The sequence below is a fragment of the Cupriavidus sp. SK-4 genome (genome assembly GCF_000611125.1).
In the GTDB taxonomy this organism is placed as follows: domain Bacteria; phylum Pseudomonadota; class Gammaproteobacteria; order Burkholderiales; family Burkholderiaceae; genus Cupriavidus; species Cupriavidus necator.
Window position 1 is genome coordinate 36,718 of sequence record NZ_JFJW01000033.1, and the last position, 14,614, is coordinate 51,331.

Genomic DNA, 14,614 nt, shown 5'->3' on the forward strand with positions numbered 1-14,614 from the left:
TAGGGCACTCAGTTGCCGGCCGGCGGCTCCACGCGCACCGGATCGATGCGCGGCTCCTTGAGCTTGGCCTCGATCGCCTTGCCCTTGCGCGCGCGCTTGCCCACGTAGGCCTGCAAGGCCACGCCTGCCAGCTTCTGCGAGGCCGGCTTGCCGCCGCGCCCCGCGCCCGAGAGCATCAGCCCCGGCGCGCCGACGCCCACGGCCTGCAGCAGCTTCTCCTTGGGTTCCAGCTCCATCAGGATCACGCCGCGCCCGCCTGCGGACAGCACCTTCACTTCATCGAGCGCCACCAGCAGCAGGCGGCCGTTGCCGGACAGGCAGGCCGCATGGGTCGCCTCGTCGCCCAGCGGCGCCGGCACCAGCGGCGTGTCGCCGTCATCGAGCGTCAGGAATGACTTGCCGCCCTTCTGCCGGCTGATCATGTCGCCGACCTTGGTCTGGAAGCCATTGCCGCCCGCGGTGGCGATCAGCATGCGCTGCTCGGCGCTGCCGGCAAAGGTATGCGCGACCTGGCTGCCGGACTGCAGTTCGATCAGCGTGGTGATGGGCACCCCGTCGCCGCGCCCGCCAGGCAGGCTGGCGACCGGCACGGAATAGACCCGGCCGTTGGTGCCGAAGGCCAGCAGCACGTCGACGGTGCGGCATTCGAAGGTGCCGTAGAGCGCGTCGCCAGCCTTGAAGGTGAACTGCTGCGCATCGTGGCCATGGCCCTGGCGCGTGCGCACCCAGCCCTTCTGCGACATCACCACCGTCACCGGCTCGTCGACCACGCGCACTTCGGCCGCGGCGCGGCGCTCTTCCTGGATCAGGGTGCGGCGCGGGTCCTTGTCTTCCGGGCTGTATTGCTTGGCGTCGGTCTCGATCTCCTTGATGATGCGGCGGCGCATCATGGTATCGGACTTGAGCAGCACGTCCAGGTCGGCCTGCTCCTCGCGCAGCTCCTTCAGTTCCTTCTCGATCCGGATCGCTTCCAGGCGCGCCAGCTGGCGCAGCCGGATTTCGAGGATGTCCTCGGCCTGGCGGTCGCTCAGGCCGAAGGCCTCGATCAGCGCCGGCTTGGGCTCGTCGCTCTCGCGGATGATGCGGATCACCTCGTCGATATTGAGCAGCACCAGCATCCGGCCTTCGAGGATATGGATGCGGTCCTCGACCTTGCCCAGGCGGTGGCGCGTGCGGCGCGTGACGGTGTCGAAGCGGAACGCGATCCACTCGGACAGGATCTCGCGCAGGCCCTTCTGGCGCGGGCGCCCGTCGGTGCCAATCATCACCAGGTTGATCGGCGCGCCAGACTCCAGGCTGGTATGCGCCAGCAACGTATGGATGAACTCCTGCTGGCCGACGTTCTTGCTCTTGGGCTCGAACACCAGCCGCACCGGCGCATCCTTGCCGGATTCATCGCGCACCGCATCCAGCACCGCCAGCACGGTGGCCTTGAGCTGCTGCTGGTCCTGCGTCAGCGCCTTCTTGCCGGTCTTGATCTTGGGGTTGGTGATTTCCTCGATCTCTTCCAGCACCTTCTGCGCCGAAGTGTTCGGCGGCAGCTCGGTCACCACCAGCTGCCACTGGCCGCGCGCCATCTCCTCGATGGTCCAGCGCGCGCGCACCTTCAGGCTGCCGCGCCCGCCTTCGTAGATCTGGGCGATATCGGACGCCGGCGAGATGATCTGGCCGCCGCCCGGGTAGTCCGGCCCCGGCATCAGCGCCAGCAGCTCGGCCAGCGTGATATTGGGATTGCGGATCATCGCCACGGTGGCCGCGGCGACTTCGCGCAGGTTGTGCGGCGGGATCTCGGTCGCCATGCCCACCGCAATGCCCGAGGCGCCGTTGAGCAGCACGAACGGCAGCCTTGCCGGCAACAGCTTGGGCTCCTGCATCGAGCCGTCGTAGTTGGGGGCGAAATCGACCGTGCCTTCGTCGATCTCGTCGAGCAGCAGCCGCGAGATCGGCGTCAGGCGCGCTTCGGTGTAGCGCATCGCCGCCGCGCCGTCGCCATCGCGCGAGCCGAAGTTGCCCTGGCCGTCGATCAGCGGGTAGCGCAGCGAGAAGTCCTGCGCCAGGCGCACCAGCGCGTCATAGGCAGACTGGTCGCCGTGCGGGTGGAACTTGCCCAGCACATCGCCGACCACGCGCGCGGACTTAACCGGCTTGGCGTCGGCGCGCAGGCCCATCTCGTGCATCGAGAACAGGATGCGCCGCTGCACCGGCTTCTGGCCGTCGGCCACCTCGGGCAGCGCGCGGCCCTTGACCACGCTGACGGCGTAGTCAAGGTAGGCGCGCTCGGCGTAGCGCGCCAGCGTCAGCGAATCGGCCGGCTCTTCAGGTTGAAACGTGATGTCTTGTTGTTCCATGGGTAGGCAAGAATTCGGCGCGCCATGTTGAACTGCCGGCGCGCCGGGTTGCTTGTTGTTCGGGTATGCCGGTCAGGGCATGGGGCGGCGCCCGCCGATGACCATCTTCACGCGCGGGCCGTCCGCGCTGGCGCTGGCGCGCGTCAGCACCGCGCCCTGCTGCGGCTGGTACAGCCGGTAGAACTGCAGCACGGTGCTGACGTACTGCCGGGTCTCCGGGTAAGGCGGAATGCGGTTGTTGTAGCGCTGCACCGCGCCCTCGCCGGCGTTGTACGCAGCCAGCACCAGCTCCAGGTTGTTCGGGAACAGCTGCATCAGCCAGCTCAGGTAGCGCACGCCCGCGGTGATATTGGTGCGTGGATCGGCCAGCTTCTGCTCGATGCTGCGGCGCGCATCGGCGCTCACGCCAAAGCGAGCGCCGGTGTCGGGGATCACCTGCATCAGGCCGATCGCGCCCTTGGGCGACACCGCACCCGGGTTGAAGCCCGACTCCACCGCCATCACCGCCTTGACCAGCGCCGGGTCGACGTCCTGCTTGCCGGCGATCTGGTGGATCAGCGGCTCGACGGTCTTGATATTGGGATGGTTGACGACGTAGCGGTACAGCTTGTGCTGCTCCAGGTCGATGTCCGCGCCTGCGGCCGCCTGCGACTGCCGCGCCGCCAGGCGCCCGGCATCCAGCTTGCCGCCGTCCTTCATGAACAGCTTGTAGCGCGCGTCGAGCTTCTGGTCGGCAAAGTGCGCCACGCCGTCGGCATCGATAAAGCCCCACAACTCGGCATGCGCCGCCGGCACGAAGGCGAGCCCGGCCAGCGCCACGACGGCTGCCGCCGCCTTGCGCCATGGTTTGCCGGGAGTTCTCGTCGTCATCGTGCGTTCCAGAATATGTCCGTTGGCGGCCGTCGGGAATGACGGCCAGGCAGACTGGGGATTATCTACCCAATCTCCGGCCGCCGCTTTCCGCTCAGGTATCGCTCAGATATCGGCCTCGACCTCGTTGCCCTTCTCTTCCAGCCAGCTGCGGCGCTGTGCGGCCTCGCCCTTGCCCATCAGCATATTCATCATCTCGACGGTCTGCGGCAGGTCGTATTCGCCCAGCGACACGGGCAGCAAGCGCCGCGTGTCGGGGTTCATGGTGGTTTCCCAGAGCTGCTCGGCGCTCATTTCGCCCAGGCCCTTGAAGCGGGAAATCTGCCACGAGTTTTCCTTGACGCCGTCCTTGAGCAGCTTGTCCTGGATCGCCAGCAACTCGCCTTCGTCCAGCGCGTACAGCTTCTGCGCCGGCTTCTTGCCGCGCGCGGGCGCGTCGACGCGGAACAGCGGCGGACGCGCCACACAGACGTTGCCGGTATCGATCAGCTTGGGGAAGTGCCGGAAGAACAACGTCAGCAGCAGCACCTGGATATGCGCGCCGTCCACGTCCGCGTCGGACAGGATGCAGATCTTGCCGTAGCGCAGGTTGGACAGGTCGGGCTCGTCGTTGGCGCCGTGCGGGTCCACGCCGATCGCCACCGCGATGTCGTGCACTTCGTTGTTGGCAAAGAGGCGGTCGCGCTCGGTCTCCCAGGTATTGAGCACCTTGCCGCGCAGCGGCAGGATGGCCTGGAACTCCTTGTCGCGGCCCATCTTGGCCGAGCCGCCGGCCGAGTCGCCCTCGACCAGGAACAGTTCGTTGCGGGTCACGTCGGTGGACTCGCAGTCGGTCAGCTTGCCGGGCAGCACGGCCACGCCGGAGCCCTTTTTCTTCTCAACCTTCTGCGCCGCGCGCGTGCGCGCCTGGGCCTGGCGGATCACCAGCTCGGCCAGCTTCTTGCCGTACTCGACATGGTGGTTCAGCCACAGCTCCAGCGCCGGGCGGCTGAAGGTGGAGACCAGCCGCACCGCGTCGCGGCTGTTCAGGCGTTCCTTGATCTGGCCCTGGAACTGCGGGTCCAGCACCTTGGCCGACAGCACGAACGAGGCGCGCGCAAACACGTCTTCGCTCATCAGCTTGACGCCCTTGGGCTGCAGCGCGTGCATCTCAATAAAGCTCTTGACCGCCTGGAACAGCCCCTCGCGCAGGCCGGACTCATGCGTGCCGCCGGCCGGAGTCGGGATCAGGTTGACGTAGGACTCGCGCACCGGCGCGCCGTCTTCGGTCCAGGCCACCACCCAGGAGGCGCCTTCGCCGTCGGCAAAGCCTTCTTCGCCGGGATTGGCGTCGGGGTCGGCAAAGTGCTCGCCCTCGAACATCGGGATCACCAGCTCGGCGCCGCTGCCCTGCGCCAGCGCCTCGACCAGGTAGCCCTTCAGGCCCTGGTCGTACTGCCAGGTCTGGCGCTCGCCGGTCTTCTCGGTCACCAGCGTGACCTTGACGCCCGGCAGCAGCACCGCCTTGCTGCGCAGCAGGCGCTGCAGCTCGGCCAGCGGGATCGCGGCCGAGTCGAAATATTTGGCATCCGGCCACACCTGCACGCGGGTGCCGCTTTTCTTCTCGCCACGCTCGATCTTGCGCGAGGCCAGCGGCACGGTCACGTCGCCGCCGGAGAAGGTCAGCGTCGAGCACATGCTGTCGCGCCACACGGTCACGTCCAGCTGCGTCGACAAGGCATTGGTCACCGACACGCCCACGCCGTGCAGGCCGCCCGAGAAGGCATAGGCACCGCCCTTGCCCTTGTCGAACTTGCCGCCGGCATGCAGCCGGGTGAAGACGATCTCGACCACCGGCACGCCTTCTTCCGGGTGGATGCCCACCGGGATGCCGCGGCCGTCGTCCTCCACGCTGAGGCTGCCGTCGCGATGCAGGGTCACCAGGATCTCGGAGCCGTGGCCGCCGAGGGCCTCGTCCGAGGCGTTGTCGATCACCTCCTGCACGATATGCAGGGGGTTGTCGGTCCGGGTGTACATGCCGGGACGCTGCTTGACCGGCTCCAGGCCCTTCAGGACCCGGATGGAAGATTCGCTGTACTGACTGGTTTTGCTCGCCATGGAGTCGCTACGAAAGTGATGGTCCCGGCTGCCATGAGGCGCACAACTGTGCACGCGCCGGGGCACCGGGCACTGCATTGTAATGGAAGCGGGCGACGGCAATCCCGCCAAAAAGGCGCTTGGCCTGCCGACCCGCGCTGGCGCCGGTTTGCCGGGCCGCCGCCACTTTTTGCCAGGGCGCCGGCAACGGGGGCAGCGCCGTACGCGTTTTCCCGACCCGGAGTAAACTCGCCAGCACCCGGCCCCGGCAAGCCCGATTGCCGTCCCGGCACGGACAACAACAAGCACACACAATCCCTGTCGGCACCGCGCCTACCCGGCGGGACTGCCGCACATCGAGCCAAGACATGCAGAACCGACAACTCTCCCTGACCACCGTACTTGTGTGCGGTGGGCTGCTCGTGACCCTTTCAATGGGCATCCGGCACGGCTTCGGCCTGTTCAACCTGCCGATCACCCAGGCCCATGGCTGGAACCGCGAGACCTTCGCCTTCGCGCTGGCGCTGCAGAACCTGATGTGGGGCGCCAGCCAGCCCTTTGCCGGCGCGCTCGCCGACAAGTTCGGCGCGCTGCGCATCATGCTGGTCGGCGTGGCGCTGTACGTGGCCGGGCTGGTGGTAATGGCACTGGCCACCAGCGGCACCGCCTTTGCCACCGGTGCCGGCGTGATGATCGGCATCGCCCAGTCCGGCACCACCTACAGCATCGTCTACGGCGTGATCGGCCGCGTGGCCAGCCCCGAAAAGCGGGTCTGGGCCATGGGCATCGCCGCCGCGGCCGGCTCCTTCGGCCAGTTCCTGATGATCCCGGTGGAACAGGGCCTGATCTCCGGCCTGGGCTGGCAGAACGCGCTGTACGTGATGGCGCTGATGGCCTGCGTGATGCTGCCGCTGGCGCTGACGCTGCGCGAGCCGCGCGAGTCGGGCCACACCGGCGGCCACCACCAGACCATCGGCCAGGCCGTGCACGAAGCCTTCGGCAACCGCAACTTCCAGCTGCTGACGCTGGGCTACTTCGTGTGCGGCTTCCAGGTGGTGTTTATCGGCGTGCACCTGGCGCCCTACCTGAAGGACCAGGGCCTGACCGACCCGAAAGTCGCCGTCGTGGCCCTAGCGCTGATCGGGCTGTTCAATGTATTCGGCACCTATACCGCCGGCGCGCTGGGCCAGCGCCTGCCCAAGCGCTACCTGCTGTCCGCCATCTACGTGACGCGCTCGGTGGTGATCGCCGGCTACCTGCTGCTGCCGCTGACGGTGGCCAGCACCTGGGTGTTCGCGGCGCTGATGGGCTTCCTGTGGCTGTCCACGGTGCCGCTGACCAACGGCATCATCGCCCAGGTATTCGGCGTGAAATACCTGTCGATGCTGTCGGGCGTGGTGTTCTTCTCGCACCAGATCGGCAGCTTCCTGGGGGCCTGGCTGGGCGGCTACCTCTATGACCGCACCGGCGGCTACAACACGGTGTGGCTGATCTCGATCGCGCTGGGCGTGGTGGCCGCGCTGGTGAACCTGCCGATCCGCGAGCATGCGCTGGTGCGTGCGCAGCCGGCGGCGGCATGATGACAGCGGCCCGCGTCCGCGTGGCGAAGGCAGCCGGACTGGCGGTGCTGGCCGGGCTGCTAGCGCTGGGCTTCGTGGGCTACCTGCGGCCGGGTTTTATGGTCGACCTGACCAACATGGTGCTGGCGTGGTGCGGGTGACGCAGCCAGACGCTCACACGCCCTCGCCCTTCGACTTCGCCTCCAGCACTTCCCAGCGCTCCAGCGCTTCCAGCAGTTCCATCTCGATCTCGTCGTGCCGGGTGCCCAGCTGCACGGCCTTGGGCGCATCGCTGACATAGAGCGAACCGTCTTCCAACTGCGCCGAGATCGACTTCTGCTCGGTTTCCAGCGCGGCAATGCGCTCCGGCAGGCCGTCCAGCTCGCGCTGCTCCTTGTACGACAGCTTGACCGTACGATTGGCGCCGCGCGCCTCGCGCGAATCCTTGCCCTTTGCCGGCTCCGCCGCCTTCTGCTCCGGCTTGCGCGCCGCCTGCAGCGCGGCGCTGCGGGCCGACTGCTCGACCCAGTCTGAATACCCGCCCACCGACTCGCGCCACACGCCATCGCCCTCGGCGGCCAGGGTCGAGGTCACCACGTTGTCCAGGAAGGCGCGGTCGTGCGATACCAGGAACACGGTGCCGCCGTAGTCCTGCAGCAGTTCTTCCAGCAGTTCCAGCGTGTCGATGTCGAGGTCGTTGGTCGGTTCGTCCAGCACCAGCACATTGGCCGGCCGCGCAAACAGGCGCGCCAGCAGCAGCCGGTTGCGCTCGCCGCCGGACAGCGATTTGACCGGCGAACGCGCGCGTTCCGGCGCAAACAGGAAGTCGCCCAGGTAGCTCATCACATGCTTGCGCTGGCCGTTGACCTCGACCCAGTCGCTGCCCGGGCTGATGGTATCGGCCAGCGAGCGCTCCAGATCCAGCGCGGTACGCATCTGGTCGAAATACGCCACCTGCAGGTTGCTGCCGTTGCGCACGGTGCCGCTGTCCGGCGCCAGTTCGCCCAGGATCAGCCGCAGCAGCGTGGTCTTGCCGGCGCCGTTGGGGCCGATCAGGCCAACCTTGTCTCCGCGCATGATGGTGGCGGTGAAGTCGCGCACCACCACCTTGTCGCCATAGGCCTTGCTGACGTCGGTCAGCTCCGACACGATCTTGCCGGAGCGGTCGGCCTGCGACACTTCCAGCTTGACGTTGCCCTGGACTTCACGGCGCGCGGCGCGCTCGTTGCGCATCGCCACCAGGCGCTGGATGCGCGACACGCTGCGCGTGCGGCGCGCCTCCACCCCCTTGCGGATCCACACCTCTTCCTGCGCCAGCAGCTTGTCGAACTTGGCCTGCTCGACCTGCTCGGCTGCCAGCATCTCTTCCTTGCGCGCCTGGTAGGCGGCAAAGTTGCCGGGGAAGGACACCAGCCGGCCGCGGTCCAGTTCGATGATGCGCGTGGCCACGCGGTCGAGGAAGGCGCGGTCGTGGGTGATCAGCAGCACGCTGCCGCGGAAGCCCAGCAGCAGGTCTTCCAGCCAGCGGATCGCTTCCACATCGAGGTGGTTGGTGGGCTCGTCCAGCAGCAGGATGTCGGGCTCGGCCACCAGCGCCTGCGCCAGCGCCACGCGTTTCTGCAGGCCGCCGGACAGTGCCTCGACGCGCGTGTGCGAATCCAGCCCCAGGCGCGCCAGCGTGGTTTCCACGCGGGTGCGAAGCTGCCAGGCGCCGGCTGCGTCCAGCTCGGACTGCAGCCGGTGCAATTCGGCCAGTGCGGCTTCGTCGTCGTGGTTCTCGGCCACACGGTCGGCGGCGGCCTCGTAGCGCACCAGCAGGTCGTGCGCATCGCCCATGCCCTGCGAGACGGCGTCGAACACGGTGATGCCCGCCTCGAACTGCGGCTCCTGCGGCACGTAGGCGCTGGTCACGCCGCTCTGGCGCGCGATCAGCCCGTCGTCCGGCGCCGACAGCCCCGCCACGATCTTCAGCAGCGAAGACTTGCCCGAGCCGTTGCGCCCGATCAGACCCACGCGCTCGCCGGCCTCCAGCGAAAAATCGGTGTGATCGAGCAGGGCCACGTGCCCGAAGGCAAGCTGGGCGTCGGTAATGGAAAACAGGGCCATGGGAAAAAGACGAGACGACGAGAGAAAGGAGGGACGGCCAGGCAGCCAGGGCTGGCGTGGCACGGCAGCCCGCATTGTAGACGACCGGGACCGGGCCAAGGCTGGCCCCAAAAAAGAAGGGCCCGCGCACTGCGGGCCCAAGAGTCTCTCCTCGGTGCCCTGCTCGCAAGGCACGAAGCCAGCATAACAACGCCCCCCTGCCCGCTCCAGTCGGAAAAGTCCGTAAGGGAAAGCCCCGTCAACCGCGATTTCGGGACGGCGCCGCGGCAAATTGGTACGGCCAAGGCACTCATGCGAAGATGTCGGCCGTGCCAATGGCCTGCCGCCGCCCCTTCCGATGACCACCGCTTCGCTGAAATTGTCCGACCTGTCCGTGTCCGCGCTCGTCGCCGGGCTGGTCGCGACGCTCACCGGCTATACCAGTTCGCTGGTGCTGATGATCCAGGCCGGCCACGCCGCCCACCTGACCGATGCCCAGATCTCGTCCTGGATCTGGGCGCTGTCGATGGGCATGGGGATCACCACCATCGGCCTGTCGCTGGCGCTGCGCGTGCCGATCGTGGTGGCCTGGTCCACGCCCGGCGCGGCGTTGCTGATCGCCAGCCTGCCCGGCGTGCCCTACGCGGAAGCCATCGGCGCCTTCCTGCTGGCCGGGCTGATGATGGCCGCGGCCGGCATGACCGGCTGGTTCGACAAGCTGATGCGCGCCCTGCCCGCCAGCATCGCCTCTGCCCTGCTGGCCGGCATCCTGTTCCGCATCAGCGTGGATGTGTTCGTGCAGGCGCAGCACCAGACCGTGCTGCTGCTGGCGATGTTTGCCGCCTACCTGCTCGGGCGGCGCGTGTGGCCGGCCTATGCGGTGCCAGGGGTGCTGCTGACCGGGGCGGTGGTCGCCGGCGTGCTCGGCCAGCTCGATTTCTCGGGAGTGCGGCTGGAGTTGGCGGTGCCGGTGTGGACCACGCCAGCGTTCTCGCTGTCGGCCTTGGTCAGCATGGCGGCTCCGCTATTCATCGTGGCGCTGGCCTCGCAGAACATCCCCGGGCTGGCCGTGCTGCAAGCCGATGGCTACCATGTGCCGGCCTCGCGCCTGATCTCGATCACCGGCCTGACCTCGGCCGTGCTGGCGCCGTTCGGCTCGCACGGCGTCAACCTGGCGGCGATCACCGCCGCCATCTGCACCGGCCCGCAGGCCGACCCCGACCGCAACCGCCGCTATACCGCGGCCGTGGTCTGCGGCGTGGGCTACCTGGTCGCGGGCACGCTGGCGGCCAGCATCGCGGCGCTGTTTGCGGCCTTTCCGCAAGCGCTGGTGGTGGGCGTGACCGCGTTCGCGCTGATGGGCTCGATCGCCAACGGCCTGACCGTGGCCATGCAAATCCCGGCCGAGCGCGAAGCCGCGCTGCTGACCTTCATGATCACGGCGTCCGGCATGACCCTGGCGGGTGTCGGCTCTGCGTTCTGGGGCGTGGTGGGCGGCATGCTGGCGTTCCACGTGCTGCGCCAGCGCGCCGCCTGAGCATCGCCGCTAGAGCATCAGGAAAGCCACGTCCGCGTAGCCGATATCGTCGGACGACACGCCCCTGCGGCGCTGGAACAAGACATGCTGCAGCACGCGGTCGCGGTGGGCCGCGAAGGTCTCCGGATCCAGGGTCAACGCCACGCGCGCGTAGTGCTCGGCCATCAGCTTGTAGACGCGATGGCGCACCTGCAGCATCTCGTTCGCCGCCTGGAGCCGGCTCATTTCCCCCATATGGTCGTCGTCAAGCTGACGCATGCTGACCACCACCCGGGCATGCATGCCCCGGTAGCGATCGACCTCCGCATGGGCCTTGCGCAACTCCTCGCGCAGCGACCGCACTTCCTGCAACAGCTTCAGGTTGTGCTGCACGCCGCGTTGGATGCGCAAGGCCTCTTCCAGTGCGTGGTCCGCCGCGGCGATGGTGTCCTGCCACGGATTCGCGTCCGGTGCGGGCTCCCCGTCGCCGGGCTGCGAAGACGTCCAGGCGGCCGTGCCGTCGATGCCATTGTGATGCATACCGCTCCCCTTACCCCATGCCCGCCGCCGGCATCGTGAGATTCGTGCCGGCTTGGTCGGGCCAACTACGACTGCCTTGTAGGACTTGTGCCGCGGGCCAGCCATGCGCCCGCTTGTTCTTGTCGTTATAGCCACATTCAATCCCCCATCACCGCTTTGCACAACCACCGCAAGGGAGGGACGCGGCTTTGGCGCAACATGCGGGGGCGCTAAGATGCCGGCTTCGGCCCGTTTCGGCCCACCCACTTGTACGCTCCCATGAACGGATACTTGCTCCTCGCCCTCGCCATCGTCGCGGAAGTCATCGCCACCAGCAGCCTGAAGGCGTCGCAGGGCTTTACGCGGCTGGTGCCCAGCGTACTGGTGGTCTCCGGCTACGTCGCCGCCTTCTATATGCTGATGCTTGTGATGCGCACGGTGCCGGTCGGCATCGCCTATGCAATCTGGAGCGGGGCCGGGATCGTGCTGGTGTCGCTGATCGCGGTGGTGCTGTACCGGCAGGTGCCGGACCTGGCGGCTTGCGCTGGGATTGGTCTGATTATTGCCGGCGTCGCCGTCATTCAGCTGTTTTCGAAGACGAGCGCGCATTGATCGTAGGTATGCTCGGCAGTGGCTGACACCCATCCACTCTTGCCGCAGTCCCATTTTGGGACTAGCATTGCCCACATGCGAATCATAGCGAAGAGGTCTTTGCTGCAATTCAGCAAGTTCCACCCCGAAGCCAGGCTACCGCTGCTTGCCTGGCACGAAGAAGCCCGCTGCGCGGCCTGGACCGCGCCCAGGGACATCAAGGCGCGCTACGCCAGTGCCAGCTTCGTTGGCAACAACCGCGTGGCCTTCAATCTCGGCGGGAACAAGTACCGGCTTATCGTCGCTGTCGCATACCGGTTGGGTGTCGTCTATGTGAAGTTCATCGGCACCCATCTCGACTATGACCGCATTGATGCCGCCACCGTGGAAATGGAGTGATCACCATGGATATCCGCCCCCTGCACACTGAAGCCGACTACAAGGAAGCGCTGGCCGCGGTCTCCGCCCTGGTCGACGCAGATCCTGCGCCCGATACGCCTGAGGGCGACAAGCTGGAAATCCTCTCCATTCTGGTGGAACGGTATGAAGCCGTGCACTTTCCGATGGACCTGCCGGATCCGATCGCCGCGATCCGCTTTCGCATGGAACAAGCTGGCCTCACGCCACGCGACATGCAACCGTACCTGGGTAACCTCAATCGCGTATATGAAGTGCTGAATGGCAAGCGCGCCCTGAGTCTGGCCATGATCCGGCGGCTGCACCGTGACCTGAAGATTCCTGCGAACGTACTGATCGCCGAGCGCAGTGCGGCGTGAGCACTGGCGCAGCGGCTGGTGCGCGTGCTAGCTAAAGCGCGCATCGATCTGCTTCCTGGCCCAGTCCGAGGCATGCTGCCATGCCTCGCCTTCGCTGAAGAACTGGCCCGGAACAAGATGGTGATCGAAGACCTTGAGCGGCGCTCCATCTGCCGCTTTCGCGCAGATGGTCACCTCACCTTGCCAGGGGCCGCCAACGCCACGGGACGTTGCCGAAGCTTCATACCAGTGGTCGCGGTAATACGTGAACCCTTGGAGATCCATGTCTTTCTCCACTAGTGGCGTTCAGGAAGTGTCAGTCGTTGGCGTCGCCTGAAGTGGCCTGGTCAATCTCCCGTTTCGCGGACGCATAGGCGTTATCAATCGCGACCGATTCCGTAGGAGCAAGCGCCCCGGTGTTGTGCCGGTGTCCGTGACCGCGGATGCCATATGACCAGTCCCACTGGCCGCTCGCGTCCTTTTTGGCCTGGATTGAGATCTCCCGGCCCTTGTATTTCAGTTCCATGGCGAGCTCTCCGGAGTTTGGAGGATTGATGTGTAACGGAATGAGGTCCCTGTCGGGGGCTAGCCCACAGTAGCGCAGCCTGAGGTCAGTCGCCCCGCCGCTTGTCCTCATGCCGCGTCAGGCATTTCTGCAGGAAGCGGATCAGGTTGGTGCCGCAATGCACATGGACACGCGGCAGGCCGAAAGGGTTGTCATCGGCACGCGCCAGCCCGCGCTGCGTCAGCGTGGCGTTGTCGTAGCCAGCCTCGCGCACCATTTCCCGGTGCGCCGCCTGCTGTTCGCCATAAGGGTAGCAAAACGCCGTGACCGGCATCGCCACCAAGTCCTCCAGCGCTGCCTTGGAGGTTTCAATCTGCCGGCGGGCTTCCGCCGGCGGCAATGCCGGCAGATGCACATGGTCGACCGTATGGGCGCCAACCTCCTGGCCGAGACGGGCCCATTCCCGCACCTCTTCGGCATTCATCAGCGGAGCAGGCGGCACACCTTGGCTGGCATCCCAGACATTGCTGCCGTCGATCTGGCCGGACACCAAGTAATTGGTGGCACTAACTTGACCACTACACACCATCTGAATCGAGAAGCAAGATCATTCATCGAGAAGAAGCTGGCCCGCCACAACCGGCACAGCCCTACTACTGGTCGGCCTATCGCGCAGAGCCAGCCGAAGCATAGCCGCCACTCAATATTTGAATTGGCGAATCACCCGAAAATAGACAGAATGATGATTGCAGTAGACATTCCGGCAAATCGCTCACGCCCTATTGGCCCGTCGTCAGGGCATCGTAGCTGAGCTCACAGGCCTGGTCGGCGATGCGGGCGCGATCCGTGGCTAAGGCACGCGGCGCCCATAGCGGGCGAGATATTCAGGGGCGAACTTCGCTCCCCATCCGATGTGTATGCGTGTGATGGCGTCATTCTGGCAAACACCTGTGCTGATGAGCCGGTGCACTTCGGTATCGACATGTTCCTCAGTGAAAATGCGGGTTTTCACCGGCTCGCCATCATCTGGGCAATGAAACCGTGCCACAAGCGTACTCGGGATGAGATCGGAGAACCACGCATGGTTCCCATCTAATTGCCCTCCTTGGCGGTTCATGAGGAACACAACGGGGCCGAGCACCATGACGCCCGCGAGCACGAATGCGGCGCGCTTAGCGCCCACGAACCAAAAGCACGCAAGTGCGCCGAACAGTGCGATTGCGCCCATGAATCAGTCCATCCTTTGGAGCGTGCATGTTGCGATAGCGCCCATGGTAAGTGCCCCCTTCCGGCTAGGCTCTGATAAAGTGGCGGCCATTGTACCGTGAGCCGGGCCTCCCCCGTCCTAGCGCAGCCACGCCTCCACCGTCTTCCGATGCTTCGCTTCGCACGCCCCTAGCGCTTTCAGCACGTCCCCCACTGCCACGCATCGCATCATAGTCGGCCTTAGCGGTCGCGTCCGGCAGGTCGCCACACGCCTCTTGGCGGCGATGGATCGACTGCACGCGGGCACCGAATCGAAGGGGGTTCACGGATGGGAGAACGGGCTGGGCGAGCCCGGCGGCGACCAGCTGGAGGAAGTACGGCACGAGTTGGAAATTTTGCTGGCGAGCACACCAAGGCAAACGAGCCTGATCACGGGCGCCGCCTTCGATCCTGAGGCGTTCGAGCGCATCTGGAAGTCGGAAGCCGTCCAGCGAGCGGCAAGCAGCTATGGCTGGCGCGGCTTGGCCGACGCCGTCAGGGCAGCAGCCTTTCACGAAGTGTCGCGGACTTGCCAGCGCCCCCGG

General features: G+C 66.4%; 14 protein-coding genes and 1 pseudogene. 6 read left to right on the plus strand and 9 right to left on the minus strand.

The window, feature by feature from the left end; all coding sequences use genetic code 11:
- Window positions 1-8 precede the first annotated feature (8 nt).
- The 3 genes from parC to CF68_RS06975 form a co-directional block, all read right to left on the minus strand.
- Window positions 9-2,348: a DNA topoisomerase IV subunit A gene (gene parC, locus CF68_RS06965; protein WP_035816981.1), complete on the minus strand. Its 2,340-nt coding sequence runs from the start codon at window positions 2,346-2,348 to the stop codon at window positions 9-11.
- A 72-nt stretch (window positions 2,349-2,420) separates the two neighbouring features.
- Window positions 2,421-3,218 (minus strand): lytic transglycosylase domain-containing protein, encoded by a 798-nt coding sequence (locus CF68_RS06970; RefSeq protein ID WP_035816982.1) that lies wholly within the window; start codon window positions 3,216-3,218, stop codon window positions 2,421-2,423.
- A gap of 105 nt (window positions 3,219-3,323) precedes the next feature.
- Complete coding sequence (locus CF68_RS06975) at window positions 3,324-5,315, minus strand: DNA topoisomerase IV subunit B (protein ID WP_035816983.1); 1,992 nt, start codon at window positions 5,313-5,315, stop codon at window positions 3,324-3,326.
- Window positions 5,316-5,662: 347 nt separating this feature from the next.
- Between CF68_RS06975 and CF68_RS06980 the strand changes: the two genes are divergently transcribed.
- Together CF68_RS06980 and CF68_RS37645 are read left to right on the plus strand one after the other, a co-directional pair.
- A complete protein-coding gene (locus CF68_RS06980; protein WP_035816985.1) occupies window positions 5,663-6,874 on the plus strand; it encodes an MFS transporter in 1,212 nt (403 codons plus the stop codon).
- Window positions 6,871-7,014 (plus strand): hypothetical protein, encoded by a 144-nt coding sequence (locus CF68_RS37645; protein WP_153953659.1) that lies wholly within the window; start codon window positions 6,871-6,873, stop codon window positions 7,012-7,014. The genes CF68_RS06980 and CF68_RS37645 overlap by 4 nt, the downstream gene beginning before the upstream one ends.
- Before the next feature lie 13 nt (window positions 7,015-7,027).
- Here CF68_RS37645 and CF68_RS06985 read toward each other — a convergent pair whose 3' ends face one another.
- Entirely contained in the window at window positions 7,028-8,959 is a 1,932-nt protein-coding gene (locus tag CF68_RS06985) for an ATP-binding cassette domain-containing protein (protein WP_035816986.1), read from the minus strand.
- A gap of 337 nt (window positions 8,960-9,296) precedes the next feature.
- Between CF68_RS06985 and CF68_RS06990 the strand changes: the two genes are divergently transcribed.
- The gene (locus CF68_RS06990) at window positions 9,297-10,475 is read left to right on the plus strand and encodes a benzoate/H(+) symporter BenE family transporter (protein WP_035816987.1); all 1,179 of its coding nucleotides are present in this window, start codon (window positions 9,297-9,299) and stop codon (window positions 10,473-10,475) included.
- A gap of 9 nt (window positions 10,476-10,484) precedes the next feature.
- Here the strand turns inward: CF68_RS06990 and CF68_RS06995 are convergent, their stop codons facing one another.
- Window positions 10,485-10,994: a hypothetical protein gene (locus CF68_RS06995; RefSeq protein ID WP_035816988.1), complete on the minus strand. Its 510-nt coding sequence runs from the start codon at window positions 10,992-10,994 to the stop codon at window positions 10,485-10,487.
- Window positions 10,995-11,252: 258 nt separating this feature from the next.
- Between CF68_RS06995 and CF68_RS07000 the strand changes: the two genes are divergently transcribed.
- The 3 genes from CF68_RS07000 (at window position 11,253) to CF68_RS07010 (ending at window position 12,340) form a co-directional block, all read left to right on the plus strand.
- A complete protein-coding gene (locus tag CF68_RS07000; RefSeq protein ID WP_035816990.1) occupies window positions 11,253-11,585 on the plus strand; it encodes a multidrug efflux SMR transporter in 333 nt (110 codons plus the stop codon).
- 75 nt (window positions 11,586-11,660) lie between these two features.
- A complete protein-coding gene (locus CF68_RS07005) occupies window positions 11,661-11,963 on the plus strand; it encodes a type II toxin-antitoxin system HigB family toxin (protein WP_035816992.1) in 303 nt (100 codons plus the stop codon).
- Between the two features lie 5 nt (window positions 11,964-11,968).
- Window positions 11,969-12,340, plus strand: a complete 372-nt coding sequence (locus CF68_RS07010; protein WP_035817026.1) for a type II toxin-antitoxin system HigA family antitoxin — start codon at window positions 11,969-11,971, stop codon at window positions 12,338-12,340.
- Between the two features lie 27 nt (window positions 12,341-12,367).
- Here the strand turns inward: CF68_RS07010 and CF68_RS07015 are convergent, their stop codons facing one another.
- From CF68_RS07015 to CF68_RS07030, 4 genes and pseudogenes are all read right to left on the minus strand, one after another.
- Window positions 12,368-12,604: a hypothetical protein gene (locus CF68_RS07015; RefSeq protein WP_035816993.1), complete on the minus strand. Its 237-nt coding sequence runs from the start codon at window positions 12,602-12,604 to the stop codon at window positions 12,368-12,370.
- Window positions 12,605-12,635: 31 nt separating this feature from the next.
- A complete protein-coding gene (locus tag CF68_RS07020; RefSeq protein WP_035816994.1) occupies window positions 12,636-12,845 on the minus strand; it encodes a hypothetical protein in 210 nt (69 codons plus the stop codon).
- A gap of 85 nt (window positions 12,846-12,930) precedes the next feature.
- Window positions 12,931-13,392 (minus strand): annotated as a pseudogene (locus CF68_RS07025) (polysaccharide deacetylase family protein); the annotation flags it as partial.
- A 282-nt stretch (window positions 13,393-13,674) separates the two neighbouring features.
- Window positions 13,675-14,052, minus strand: a complete 378-nt coding sequence (locus CF68_RS07030; RefSeq protein ID WP_035816995.1) for a hypothetical protein — start codon at window positions 14,050-14,052, stop codon at window positions 13,675-13,677.
- Window positions 14,053-14,614 lie beyond the last annotated feature (562 nt).

Coding starts and splice junctions, on each gene's coding strand:
- CF68_RS07010 (WP_035817026.1), top strand. CDS start 11,969: ATGGATATCCGCCCCCTGCACACTGAAGCCGACTACAAGGAAGCGCTG.
- CF68_RS06970 (WP_035816982.1), bottom strand. CDS start 3,218: ATGACGACGAGAACTCCCGGCAAACCATGGCGCAAGGCGGCGGCAGCC.
- CF68_RS37645 (WP_153953659.1), top strand. CDS start 6,871: ATGATGACAGCGGCCCGCGTCCGCGTGGCGAAGGCAGCCGGACTGGCG.
- CF68_RS07000 (WP_035816990.1), top strand. CDS start 11,253: ATGAACGGATACTTGCTCCTCGCCCTCGCCATCGTCGCGGAAGTCATC.
- CF68_RS07030 (WP_035816995.1), bottom strand. CDS start 14,052: ATGGGCGCAATCGCACTGTTCGGCGCACTTGCGTGCTTTTGGTTCGTG.
- CF68_RS06975 (WP_035816983.1), bottom strand. CDS start 5,315: ATGGCGAGCAAAACCAGTCAGTACAGCGAATCTTCCATCCGGGTCCTG.
- CF68_RS07005 (WP_035816992.1), top strand. CDS start 11,661: ATGCGAATCATAGCGAAGAGGTCTTTGCTGCAATTCAGCAAGTTCCAC.
- parC (WP_035816981.1), bottom strand. CDS start 2,348: ATGGAACAACAAGACATCACGTTTCAACCTGAAGAGCCGGCCGATTCG.
- CF68_RS06980 (WP_035816985.1), top strand. CDS start 5,663: ATGCAGAACCGACAACTCTCCCTGACCACCGTACTTGTGTGCGGTGGG.
- CF68_RS06990 (WP_035816987.1), top strand. CDS start 9,297: ATGACCACCGCTTCGCTGAAATTGTCCGACCTGTCCGTGTCCGCGCTC.
- CF68_RS06985 (WP_035816986.1), bottom strand. CDS start 8,959: ATGGCCCTGTTTTCCATTACCGACGCCCAGCTTGCCTTCGGGCACGTG.
- CF68_RS07020 (WP_035816994.1), bottom strand. CDS start 12,845: ATGGAACTGAAATACAAGGGCCGGGAGATCTCAATCCAGGCCAAAAAG.
- CF68_RS06995 (WP_035816988.1), bottom strand. CDS start 10,994: ATGCATCACAATGGCATCGACGGCACGGCCGCCTGGACGTCTTCGCAG.
- CF68_RS07015 (WP_035816993.1), bottom strand. CDS start 12,604: ATGGATCTCCAAGGGTTCACGTATTACCGCGACCACTGGTATGAAGCT.